This is a genomic window from Salmonella sp. NW884, assembly GCF_051700745.1.
Taxonomy (GTDB): Bacteria; Pseudomonadota; Gammaproteobacteria; order Enterobacterales; family Enterobacteriaceae; genus Salmonella; species Salmonella enterica.
The window spans coordinates 1-12197 of the sequence record NZ_JAMMDE010000006.1 but is presented as its reverse complement, the minus strand read 5'-3'; the positions used below and the strand labels follow the sequence as shown (position 1 = coordinate 12197).

General features: G+C 55.2%; 11 protein-coding genes and 1 tRNA gene. 1 reads left to right on the top strand and 11 read right to left on the bottom strand.

Annotated features, from left to right (window positions below; genetic code table 11):
* Positions 1 to 85: 85 nt before the first annotated feature.
* The 10 genes from NA197_RS14235 to nnr form a co-directional block, all read right to left on the bottom strand.
* Positions 86 to 283 (bottom strand): DUF2065 domain-containing protein, encoded by a 198-nt coding sequence (locus NA197_RS14235; RefSeq protein ID WP_001089290.1) that lies wholly within the window; start codon positions 281 to 283, stop codon positions 86 to 88.
* Positions 284 to 361: 78 nt separating this feature from the next.
* Positions 362 to 1366 carry a protease modulator HflC gene (gene hflC, locus NA197_RS14230; protein ID WP_001232417.1) on the bottom strand — a complete coding sequence of 335 codons (1005 nt, stop codon included), beginning with the start codon at positions 1364 to 1366 and terminating at the stop codon, positions 362 to 364.
* A gap of 2 nt (positions 1367 to 1368) precedes the next feature.
* The gene (gene hflK, locus NA197_RS14225) at positions 1369 to 2628 is read right to left on the bottom strand and encodes an FtsH protease activity modulator HflK (protein WP_000312505.1); all 1260 of its coding nucleotides are present in this window, start codon (positions 2626 to 2628) and stop codon (positions 1369 to 1371) included.
* A gap of 214 nt (positions 2629 to 2842) precedes the next feature.
* Positions 2843 to 4123, bottom strand: a complete 1281-nt coding sequence (gene hflX / locus NA197_RS14220; protein WP_000460338.1) for a ribosome rescue GTPase HflX — start codon at positions 4121 to 4123, stop codon at positions 2843 to 2845.
* Between the two features lie 71 nt (positions 4124 to 4194).
* Entirely contained in the window at positions 4195 to 4503 is a 309-nt protein-coding gene (gene hfq / locus NA197_RS14215; protein ID WP_001051875.1) for an RNA chaperone Hfq, read from the bottom strand.
* An 82-nt stretch (positions 4504 to 4585) separates the two neighbouring features.
* Entirely contained in the window at positions 4586 to 5536 is a 951-nt protein-coding gene (gene miaA / locus NA197_RS14210) for a tRNA (adenosine(37)-N6)-dimethylallyltransferase MiaA (RefSeq protein WP_048591153.1), read from the bottom strand.
* On the bottom strand, positions 5529 to 7385 hold the full coding sequence (mutL, locus tag NA197_RS14205) for a DNA mismatch repair endonuclease MutL (RefSeq protein ID WP_064043011.1): 1857 nt from the start codon (positions 7383 to 7385) through the stop codon (positions 5529 to 5531). Before mutL ends, miaA begins: the two co-directional genes overlap by 8 nt.
* A 9-nt stretch (positions 7386 to 7394) precedes the next feature.
* Positions 7395 to 8717 carry an N-acetylmuramoyl-L-alanine amidase AmiB gene (amiB, locus tag NA197_RS14200; RefSeq protein ID WP_000640355.1) on the bottom strand — a complete coding sequence of 441 codons (1323 nt, stop codon included), beginning with the start codon at positions 8715 to 8717 and terminating at the stop codon, positions 7395 to 7397.
* A gap of 16 nt (positions 8718 to 8733) precedes the next feature.
* Entirely contained in the window at positions 8734 to 9195 is a 462-nt protein-coding gene (gene tsaE, locus NA197_RS14195; RefSeq protein ID WP_000981984.1) for a tRNA (adenosine(37)-N6)-threonylcarbamoyltransferase complex ATPase subunit type 1 TsaE, read from the bottom strand.
* Positions 9167 to 10714 carry a bifunctional ADP-dependent NAD(P)H-hydrate dehydratase/NAD(P)H-hydrate epimerase gene (nnr, locus tag NA197_RS14190; protein ID WP_064043010.1) on the bottom strand — a complete coding sequence of 516 codons (1548 nt, stop codon included), beginning with the start codon at positions 10712 to 10714 and terminating at the stop codon, positions 9167 to 9169. The genes tsaE and nnr overlap by 29 nt, the downstream gene beginning before the upstream one ends.
* On the opposite strand from nnr, the gene queG reads away from it, so the two are divergent.
* A complete protein-coding gene (queG, locus tag NA197_RS14185; protein ID WP_001670426.1) occupies positions 10713 to 11852 on the top strand; it encodes a tRNA epoxyqueuosine(34) reductase QueG in 1140 nt (379 codons plus the stop codon). The two genes, nnr and queG, sit on opposite strands and share 2 nt — an antisense overlap.
* A gap of 269 nt (positions 11853 to 12121) precedes the next feature.
* Here the strand turns inward: queG and NA197_RS14180 are convergent.
* Positions 12122 to 12197, bottom strand: a tRNA-Gly gene (locus NA197_RS14180).

Genomic DNA, 12197 nt, shown 5'->3' with positions numbered 1-12197 from the left:
TGCTTAAAAATGGATTCTACCATCGCTTTTTCAGATATACAGCACTTTTTGCACTCAATCTGCGGCAAATCCGACCACTTTTTGCTCAGCCAATCGTTTTCCTCAACATGTAGTAGACCACAACTCCCGCGACCACAAGTCCGCCGCCAAAACGACGTAAAACATTTTCCGGCAGTTGCGCCAGTGCCGAAACCATTTTTTTCCATGCGCCGGGATACAGCATCGGTCCCAGCCCTTCGAGGACTAATACCAGAGCAAGCGCCAACCAGATTGTTGAATTCATTTATCGCCCTTATAAAAGAAAACCACCGGCATCCTTTGGATGCGGTGGTTTTGCTGGTCTAAAACCGCTGACGCTATTTTAGCGTGTCGTCGAACTCGGTGTCTTCATGTAGCGGAAGAAATCGCTGTCCGGGCTCAGTACCATCACGTCCTGATTACCTTCGAAGCTCTTCTCGTAAGCGCGCAGACTACGAATGAACGCGTAGAAATCAGGGTCCTGGCTGAACGCGTCGGCAAACAGCTTCGCGGCTTCAGCATCACCTTCACCACGCATGATACGCCCCTGACGCTCGGCTTCCGCCAGAGTTTTCGTCACCTCATAGTCAGCAGCCGCACGCAGTTTTTCCGCTTCTTCCTGACCTTGTGAGCGATGACGACGCGCGACCGCTTCACGCTCGGCGCGCATACGGTTGTAAATCGCCTCAGAAACCTCGGTCGGCAGGTTGATCTGCTTAATACGCACATCGACCACTTCGATACCCAACGCCGCCATACTGTTCGGGTTGATGACCGGTACTTTACCTTTGGTTTCCGCCGTAACGCGTTCCGCCGCTTCGGCAATCGCGTCATCCGCCGCCGGGGTCGCTACTTCATCATCGGTACCGGCTGAACCGGAGTTCAGCGCGTCGCGCACCTCCAGAGTCAGACGACCACGAGAATCGGTCACGATGTCTTTTACGTCCAGGCGACCAATCTCAGAACGCAAACGGTCCGAGAATTTACGTTTTAACAGCACTTCGGCTTGCGAAATATCGCCGCCGCCGGTCGCCAGATAGTAACGGCTAAAGTCGCTGATACGCCATTTGATGTAGGAGTCGACAATCAGGTCTTTCTTCTCTTTAGTCACAAAGCGATCGGCCTGGTTATCCATCGTCTGGATACGCGCATCAAGCATTTTCACTGATTCAATAAACGGGATCTTAAAGTGCAGACCCGGCGCGTAAACCAGCGGTTTGTTCTCATCGTCACGCAGAACTTTACCAAAACGCAGCGTAATGCCGCGCTCGCCCTCTTTGACCACAAAGACGGACATGTAGAGCACTACCAGCACGATGATGATAATCGCAATAACTGACTTACGCATCGTTATTCCCCCTGACGCTGGTAGTCGTTACGCTGCGCATTCGCGCGGCGTTGGTCCATAATATCGCCCTGATTTGAGGACGACGTGTTGCTTGCTCCGCTGGCGTTAGACTTTGTGGACGGCGGCAGGCGCAGCAGGTTGCTGGCGCTATTGTCGCTCTTTGCCGCCGGCGCATTCCCGCCTTTCAGCATCTGATCTAACGGCAGCACCATTAAATTACCGCTCTTGTCGTTAACCAGTACTTTACGGGTATGGCTCAGCACTTTTTCCATCGTTTCAATATACAGACGCTCGCGTGTAATCTGCGGCGCGGCTTTATATTCCGGCAAAATCTTCGCAAACCGGGCGACTTCACCCTGCGCTTCCAGGATAGTCTGGGTTTTATAGGCGCGTGCCTCTTCCAGAATACGCTGCGCCTGACCGTTGGCGCGCGGCTGAACTTCGTTGGTATACGCTTCCGCTTCACGAATGTACTGCTGCTCGTTTTCACGTGCGGCAATCGCGTCGTCAAAGGCGGCTTTCACCTCTTCCGGCGGACGCGCAGCCTGGAAGTTCACGTCCAGCAGGGTAATCCCCATGTTGTACGGTTTGATAGTCTCTTCCAGCTCGCGTTGGGTATCGCTACGAATAACGGTACGACCTTCGGTCAGAATGCGATCCATCGTGTATTTACCAATGACGCCACGCAACGCGCTGTCGGTGGCCTGACGCAGGCTATCGTCCGGGCTGGTCACGCTAAACAGATATTTCTGCGGATCGGTGACGCGGTATTGCACGTTCATTTCAACGCGCACGACGTTTTCATCAGACGTCAGCATCACGCCTGACGCCGCCAGTTCGCGCACCGCTTCGACGTTCACCGGCGTGACGTCGTCAATAAATGTCGGCTTCCAGTTCAGACCTGGCTCTACCAGATGGCTGAATTTACCAAAACGCGTCACAACGCCGCGCTCGGCTTCTTTAATGGTATAAAAACCGCTGGCCGCCCAGATAATGACTACTGCCGCCGCGGCGATGGCGACAATACGGCCTCCCAGTTGCGGACGCGGGCCTTGCGATGAGCTACCGCCGCCGGAACCGGTGCCTTTACCGCCCCCAAAACCACCGAGTTTTTTACTCAGCTTACGGAAGATATCATCCAGATCGGGAGGTCCCTGATCGCGGCCACCTTTGTTTCCATTTCCCCCAGAGTTGCTGCCAGGTTTGCTGCTTCCCCACGGGTCGCGGTCCTGTCCGTTATTACCGGGCTGATTCCACGCCATGTTTGTGCTCCATATTTGTTATGCGGTGATCCCCGTTGTCTTTCGACCTCAGAGGATAAGGCGAAATTACTCCATGCTTCAGACGAACCGCCGTTACAGACATCATCTTTCAGGCCACGCCTTGAGTGGCGGCTTTTTTACCCCAGGTCACTTCGTTGTGAGCTCCTGAAATTCTCTCAGCTACCGCTTCAATACGACCTGAATGACTTCGCGTCTAGATCACGTATTCGATCAACGCCGGTTCTTGTTTACAGAGGCGACGCCAGTCGACAATCGGCATTCGTACCTGCAGACTGACGCTACCGTCTTCCTCCATCCACTCTTTTTCTATTGCCTGAAGCTGATAAAACCGGCTTCTCAGACGCCCTTCCTGCGGCGGCAAACGCAGCGTATGCTGCGCCACCTCGCCGGAAAGACGCTCCGTCAAAGCCTGAAAAAGCTGTGGTATTCCCACGCCGCTTTGCGCTGAAAGCCAAACGCGGATGGGTTTATTCTCTTCATCTCTGTCGATACGCGGTTCAAAGTCGTCCAGCATATCGATTTTGTTCATCACCATTAAGGTGGGGATTTCGTGAGCATCAATCTCTTCAAGAACGGTGTTTACCGCCTCGATGTTTTCCTGCACACGAACATCCGCCGCATCGACTACATGCAGCAGCAGCGTCGCCTGACGCGTCTCCTGCAGGGTGGCTTTAAAGGCAGCCACCAGATCGTGCGGTAAATGGCGGATAAAGCCTACCGTATCCGCCAGAACGGTTTCACCGACATCCGCTACATCAATACGACGTAACGTGGGGTCCAGCGTCGCAAATAGCTGATCTGCCGCATAGACCCGCGCTTCAGTGATCTGATTAAAAAGGGTGGATTTTCCGGCGTTGGTATAGCCCACCAGCGATACTGTCGGAACGTCGGCCTTGATGCGCGACTGCCGCCCCTGCTCACGTTGCTTCTCAACTTTCTCCAGGCGCGACTGAATCTGCACAATGCGATTACGCAGTAAACGACGGTCGGTTTCGAGCTGGGTTTCACCCGGACCGCGCAAACCAATCCCGCCTTTCTGACGTTCAAGGTGGGTCCAGCCACGCACCAGACGCGTAGCCAGATGGCGTAGCTGCGCCAGCTCAACCTGCAACTTACCTTCGTGGGTTCGCGCACGTTGGGCAAAAATATCTAAGATAAGACCGGTGCGATCGATAACCCGGCACTCGCACAAACGCTCCAGGTTTCGCTCCTGGGCTGGACTCAATGCATGATCAAACAATACGACCGCTGCGCCAGTCGCTTTCACGGCTTCCGCAATTTCAACTGCCTTACCTTCACCTACAAAGTACTTCGGGTGCGGTGCTTTACGGCTACCGGTAATCACCTGCATTGCTTCGACACCGGCGGAAGAGACCAGAGATTCAAACTCCTGGAGGTCTTCCATATCTTTGTCTTGCGAAAAATAGATGTGTACCAGTACCGCCTGCTCACCGGCATCATAACGGTCAAACAAGCGTAAACCCTCTTAATAACCAGCGGGGGCGATTATCCGACGCCCCCGACATGGATAAACAGCGCGTGAACTTATTCAGTCTCTTCGCTGTCCTGTTGCGCAGTAGAACCCTGCGCGTTGCTACCGTGATGGTAGTTATTGCTGGCGCCGCCACCGGCATTGTTGCTGTGATGAGAAACCGGGCGAGACGGGACAACAGTAGAAATCGCGTGCTTATAAACCATCTGGCTGACCGTGTTCTTCAACAGGATCACGAACTGATCAAAGGACTCGATTTGACCTTGCAGCTTAATACCATTCACCAAATAAATAGAAACTGGAACACGTTCCCGACGCAATGCGTTCAGGAACGGATCTTGTAAAGATTGCCCCTTAGCCATTCTCTTTTCCTTATATGCTTATTTGTACTTTGAACCTTTCGATTCTGAAAAATTGCGCACGATACGTCTCAATTGTACACATTCAGTCTGCGATAGCACCAACAACCTGTAATACTTCTTTTCGCGCCCGATCGGGATTCTCACTGTCAAGCCAGCGCACCCCTTCCCAACCGCGCAACCAGGTCATCTGGCGCTTCGCCAACTGTCTCGTGGCGCAAACACCTCTATAAACCATTTCATCATATGAGATTTCGCCCTCAATGTATGACCACATCTGGCGGTATCCCACACAACGGATGGAAGGCAAGTCCGTATGCAAATCTCCTCGGGCAAAAAGCGCCCGGACTTCTGCTTCAAAACCTGAAGCCAACATCTGATGAAAACGCAGTTCAATGCGCTGATGGAGCAGTTCACGGCTCGCCGGGGCGATAGCGAACTGATGCACCTGGTACGGTAGCGCGTCTCCTGACGTTTGCGTTAGCTCCGTTAAAGTTTTACCCGAAATGAAAAAAACTTCCAGTGCCCGGGAAAGTCTTTGCGGATCATTTGGATGAATTCGCGCGGCGGCAACCGGATCTATCTCCTGAAGTTGCTGATGCAACGCCTCCCATCCAAGCTCCGCTGCTTGCAGCTCTATCCGGGATCTGACTTCCGGATCTGCTGAAGGCAGCGGCGATAACCCTTCCAGCAATGCCTTAAAATACAGCATGGTACCGCCCACTAACAGCGGGATACGCCCCGCAGCAGTGATCTCCGCCATTTGCGCTAACGCGTCGCGGCGAAAATCCGCCGCCGAATACGCCTGCGACGGGTCGCGTATATCCAGTAGTCGATGCGGCGCCGCTTTCAGCTCATCGGCATTCGGCTTAGCCGTGCCAATATCCATCCCCCGATAAATGAGGGCGGAATCAACGCTTATCAACTCTACTGGCAAAACTTTACGCAGTTCTATCGCCAGCGCCGTTTTGCCGGAGGCCGTCGGCCCCATCAAAAATATCGCCTTAGGCAGGCTCGCCTTGCTTACATCATTCATGCTTCAGGGCGTTCATCGCCGAATGTAAATCAACAGGTTGTAACAGGCCACCCGGCGGCGCTTTTACCAGCTGCGGACATAGCCGCTCAACATCCGCCAGCAGCGATATGGCCTGCGCCATCGACCACTGCGGATGTTCGCTCTGCACATTACGCGCTATCCATTGTGCAATATTGACCGTTGCAAATGTGGTCTGTTGCGCCAGGTAGCCTATCAGTTCAGGAATCAAGATTTGTAAATTTTGTTGTCGTAAGGGTAAAGGCACCGCCCGAATGGTCACATGCTGCGCATCTGACTGAAATTCAATACCCAATTCTCCCAACAAAGATTGGGCTTTTTGCAGTGCGGCTTTTTCATCGGCGCTCACTTTTAAACGCAGCGGAATCAGCAACGGCTGCGCGCAAACCGGACTTTGACCCGGTGTAAGCTGCGCCTGACGCAGCCAACGCTCCGCAACCGGCAGCGACAAGAGCTGGATAGTCCCCGCGTGTTCCAGCAACGCGCAGTCACCGCAGACTATCGTCAGTACGCGACCGAAACTCTGGCTATGTCCGTCAAGCGCAGGCGCAACCGCCTCCGGCGCGGGGCTCGTCGTCGGCGTCTGTAAAAGCGCGCGATAAACCTCGCCCTGCTGCTTCTGATAACCTGGCTGCGCGTGCGGCCAACCACCAGCGGACTGACGCCCGCCGTTACCGCCCGATGCGCCGACGGAATAACGCGGTGTCGCGGGCTCGCGCGCCGCAGTTGGCTCGGCGGGTACAGCAAAATGGTTGCGCCCGGCGGCGATACGGTTTTCCGGGACATGCCGCGGCGCTGGCGCAATCTCCTCCAGCGGCAGCGTCGTTTCCGTCTGCTGTTGTAGAACGCTCAGCACCCCTTGATAGATGAAGTCGTGCACCAGCCGCGATTGATGAAAACGCACTTCGTGCTTGGCGGGATGAACATTGACATCCACCTGATGCGGGTCAATCTCCAGATACAACACAAACGCAGGCTGTTGGTCCGCGCCCAGTTTATCTTCACAGGCCTGGCGAATGGCATGGTTGATCAAGCGGTCGCGCATCATGCGGCCATTCACATAGCAGTACTGGATCTCCGTTAACGCCGTGGTGGTGTGATTCGGATCGGCGACCCAGCCGCGCAGGGTCAGATCGCCATGCTGCCACTCGATCGCCAGTGCCTGTTCGAGAAACGGCGTGCCGCAGATGGCGCCTAACCGGCGCTCTTTTTGCCCGTCCTTTGCGACAGCGCGATACTGCCGTACCAATTTGCCGTTGTGCGACAGGTTAAGCGTGACGTCAAAACGGGCCAATGCAATACGACGGATGATCTCATCGATGTGATTAAATTCCGTTTTTTCGGTACGCATGAATTTGCGACGGGCGGGCGTATTATAAAAGAGATCCAGAACTTCCAGGGTGGTGCCGACCGGGTGCGCGGCGGGTTTTACCGTCACGTCCATGTCACGCCCTTCCGCATACGCCTGCCAGGCTTCCGCCTGCTCCGCCGTGCGCGACGTTAGCGTCAAACGCGAGACCGAACTGATACTGGCCAGCGCTTCGCCGCGAAATCCCAGACTGATAATCGCTTCCAGATCGTCAAGCGAGGCGATTTTACTGGTGGCATGACGGGCCAGCGCCAGCGCCAGCTCCTCTTTTTTAATGCCGCAGCCATTGTCGCGAATACGAATAAGCTTCGCGCCGCCACGCTCGATGTCGATATCAACGCGGGTGGCGCCTGCATCCAGACTATTCTCTACCAGCTCTTTAACAACCGACGCAGGGCGTTCCACCACTTCGCCAGCGGCGATTTGGTTCGCAAGCTGCGGCGGCAGAACCTGAATCGGCATGAAATCTCCTTAATTCGCGGCGGTTATAGCGCCAGGCTGGTTGGTACTGGCCGTCTGGCCTGGGCTGCCCTGCGGCGCAGACTGGATCGGATGCGCTGCAAAGTACTTACGCAACCCCCGGTATATAGCGTCAGCAATCTGCTGCTGATAGCGGTCGCTCGCCAGCAATCGTTCTTCGCCGTGATTACTGATAAAACCCGTCTCCACCAAAATGGACGGGATATCCGGCGAACGCAGCACGCCCAGGCTCGCGTGTTCCGGGCGACGTTTATGCAGCGACCCCACGCCGTCGAGTTGGCTTAGTACGTTCGTCGCCACATCATACCCTACCCGCTGCGAATGACCGAATTGCAAATCCAGTACCGCCTGGCTCAGGTAAGGGTCTGACTGACTGTTCGCCAGCACATCGCCAGCGCCGCCTAACAGTTCGGATTGCTTCTCATGCTGCTCAAGCCAGTTTGCCATTTCGCTGTTCGCGCGACGATTGGACAATACCCAGACGGAGGCGCCGGTGGCGTCGCGATTTGGCGCGGCATCCGCATGAATAGAGACAAGGAAGTTGGCGTTTTGCTTACGCGCCACGTCAGACCGCCCCATCACCGAAATAAAATAGTCGCCGTCACGCGTCAGCACGCCTTTAAACATCGGATCGTTATTCAGCAATGTGCGTAACTTACGCGCGATAGCGATGGTGACATTTTTCTCGCGCGTACCGCCCGGGCCTATCGCGCCGGGGTCCTGGCCTCCATGTCCGGCATCAATAGCAATCACCACTTTATCGCCAGCGCCTGCCGACGCGCGCGCCGCAGGCCGCGTAACGGTATTGCTGCTGGTTACGCCGGTCAGGCGATCATCAGAAGATTTAAACGGATTACGGGCCGGCTCCGTCGGGCGGGGCGCGCTTTCAACCCGTTTCGCGACGACAGGCGGTGGTGGCGGCGGCGGAACATCGGCATTAATGGTGAAAATGACCGTATAGTTGCCGCCGTTTTGCCGCTTCACCGCCTCGGTTTTACCATTTTCCGTCAGATCGACAAGCAACCGTAAAGATTGCGCATCTTTCGGCGTTCCGGCACGGATCGTTTTTACCAGATTGTTACCGCTAAACTGAAGCGGCAGCCCCTGAATCACGCCGGTCTGCCTGATATCCAGCGCCACGGTCCGTTTACCGTCCTGTGAGTAAGCATATTCCGGCTCGCCGATAAAACTCAGCGTAATGCGCGCCTGCTGCTCGCCGTTGGACACCTGAATATCAGAGAGACTGGCGGCGCCCGCCTGCGCGCACAGCAGGATTAAGGCTGCTATTACGGCATTTTTGATGCGATAAATCATCCCGCCACCTTTATAGCTAATCGGCTAAACGCGCCAGTAACGAATGACCCGATGAGGATACCGCACTTACGCGAGCCTCACGCCCCTGCGCCTGGTAATCAATATGGATTTCGACGTCCGGGTCGGGGAGAACGCCTTTACCTTGTTGCGGCCACTCCACCAGACAAATGGCGTCGTTGGCGAAATAATCGCGAATGCCCATAAACTCCAGCTCCTCCGGGTCCGCAAGACGGTATAAGTCGAAGTGATACACCATCATGTTATCAAGCGCATAAGGCTCTACCAGCGTATAGGTGGGGCTTTTTACATTACCGTTATGGCCTAACGCCTGTAAAAATCCCCGGCTAAACGTCGTTTTACCGGCACCTAAATCGCCATACAGATAAATAACGGTCGCGCCATCGCAGGCGTTGGCTACCCGTTGCCCCAGGTCTAGCGTCGCCTGTTCGTCAGGTAGCGGAATTACTCGATTCATCATGGTTTACGTCAATCACATCAGGGTTAACAATACGCCGCAGCGTAGTAAAAAGATCGGTCGCCAACATGCCGCGAGCGCCATAACGCGCTGCCAGTAAGTCCGCCGCCGCGCCGTGAGCCACACATCCCACACATGCCGCATCATACGGGGTAAACTTCTGTCCGAGCAATGCGCCGATGATGCCGGACAGGACATCGCCCATCCCGCCGCTCGCCATCCCCGCATTACCAGCGTCAATGATAGCCAGAGGGTGGTGTTCAGCGGCAATAATCGTTCCTGCGCCTTTTAACACGACCACGCCTCCGTACCGTTTTACCAGACGCTGTGCTGAAAGTAAGCGATCACTTTCAATTTCTGCCACAGAACATCCTAACAGGCGGGCCGCCTCTCCCGGATGCGGCGTAATCACGCGATTGTGACGTTTATCAGGATTGATTGCCAGTAGGTTCAACGCATCCGCATCCCACAGCATAGGTTTACGGACGTTTTCTACTTTCTGTAAGGCTTTTTTGCCCCATTCCTGCTGCCCAAGCCCCGGGCCGATCACCACAACGTCAGCCCAGGTCAGGCTCTCTTCCAGCGACTGAGGCGTGAGTTCATGTACCATCAGTTCCGGGCGGGCCGTCAGCAACGGCGCAATGTTTTCACCGCGGGTCAGTACTCTGACCAACCCAGCCCCCGTACGCAGCGCTGCCTCGCCAGCCATCCGAATTGCGCCCGCTGTTCCCTGATCGCCGCCGATAATCGCCAGACGACCATGATCGCCCTTATGCGAGGTCGGTCGACGCGGCGTTAACCATTGCCCCAACTGCGTCGCGTCAAAACGCCGGAGCGGCGGCGTCTGGCTCGCCAGCCAGCCTTCCAGTCCCAACGCGTCATAATGCAGTATGCCGATAACGTCACGCGCTTTGCCGGTCAGCAGGCCTGGTTTCAGGGCGATAAACGTGACCGTATGCGCGGCGCTTATCACCGCGCCAGGCGTGGCGCCCGTTTGCGCCAACAGGCCTGACGGGATATCGACGGCGACAACCGGCGCAGGATGGGCGTTCGCCTGTTCAATCAGACGGGCTACCGGGGCGCGCGGCGCCTGGGCTATGCCGGTGCCAAGCAGCGCGTCGATAATCAGATCCGTCGCTTCCGGCCAGATAATATCGGCAGCATGGATAATGCCGCCGGCATTCAGCCAGGCATCGCGCGCCTGCGCCGCTTCTTCAGGTAACGGTTTGTCGCTCTCCTGCGCCAGCAACGTTACGCTAATGCCCGCCGCTTGCGCTAGTCGCGCCACGACGTAACCATCGCCGCCGTTGTTGCCATGACCACACAACACCAGCCAGTGTCGGGTGTCAGGATAACTGTCACGGGCTACCCGAAATGCCGCGTCGCCAGCGCGCAGCATCAATTCATAGAGTGTGAGTCCGAAGGCATCCGCCGCATCGCGTTCCAGCCGTTTGATGTCATCGGCGGGCCAAATGGAGTGTGGTATACTTACAGGGTTTTTCTTCATGTTATGGTCCATCATGTCAAAGCCCCTCGATCTCAATCAGTTAGCGCAAAATATTAAGCAGTGGGGGCTGGAGCTGGGCTTTCAGCAGGTCGGTATTACTGATACCGATCTGCGCGCATCCGAACCTGCGCTGCAGGCGTGGCTGGACAAACAATACCACGGCGAGATGGCATGGATGGCGCGCCACGGTATGATGCGCGCCCGGCCTCATGAACTCTTACCCGGTACGCTACGTGTCATCAGCGTGCGCATGAACTATCTGCCCGCCAACGCCGCGTTTGCCAGTACGTTGAAGGATCCCACGCTGGGCTACGTTAGCCGATATGCGCTGGGGCGTGATTATCACAAGCTGTTGCGCAGCCGCCTTAAAAAACTGGGCGAGCAGATCCAGCAGTACTGCGGTTCGCTGAATTTTAGACCGTTTGTCGACTCTGCGCCTATTCTTGAACGCCCATTAGCGGAAAAAGCCGGACTTGGCTGGACGGGTAAGCACTCACTTATCCTTAATCGGGAGGCGGGCTCATTCTTTTTCCTGGGGGAATTGCTGATTGATTTACCGCTGCCGGTCGACCAGCCGGTCGAGGAAGGTTGCGGCAAATGCGTCGCCTGTATGACCATTTGCCCGACCGGGGCGATTGTCGAACCGTATACGGTGGACGCGCGGCGCTGTATTTCTTATCTCACCATTGAGCTGGAAGGCGCTATTCCGGAAGCATTTCGCCCACTGATAGGTAACCGTATTTACGGCTGCGATGACTGCCAGCTTATCTGTCCGTGGAATCGTTACTCTCAGTTGACCGACGAAGCAGATTTTAGCCCACGCAAGGCGCTGCATAATCCAGATTTGCTTGAGTTGTTTAGCTGGAGCGAAGCGCAGTTTCTGAAAGTCACTGAAGGTTCTGCGATTCGGCGCATTGGTCATTTACGCTGGCTGCGCAATGTTGCCGTCGCGCTGGGGAATGCGCCGTGGAGTAATGCCGTCATTACGGCGCTGGAAAGCCGCAAGGGTGAGCATCCACTTCTTGATGAGCATATCGAATGGGCGATTGCGCAACAAATTGAAAAGCGGAACGCCTGCATCATTGAAGTGCAGCTACCGAAAAAACAGCGTCTGGTCAGGGTGATTGAAAAAGGGCTGGTGCGCGATGCGTGAATTATTCACAGGCTGTGTATAAAAATAAAAACACATTGCGATTCAAGAGGGAAAAAAGGAACAGACAATAACGCTAACGTTTTGAAATCTTATTTTTTCTATATTTTTCAGTAAATTATAGAAATTCTACGCGTCAGGTATAATTTTTTGCATTCCAGGAGTAATGGGCCGCCCTGTGGATAAGTCTGTTTACAAGGATCTGACGAAAGCGGAACAAAACGTGCCCCAACGCGATATTCGTTGTGGATAATTTTACTGTAGATAAGAATTGGAGCGGGAAACGAGACTCGAACTCGCGACCCCGACCTTGGCAAGGTCGTGCTCTACCAACTGAGCTATTCCCGC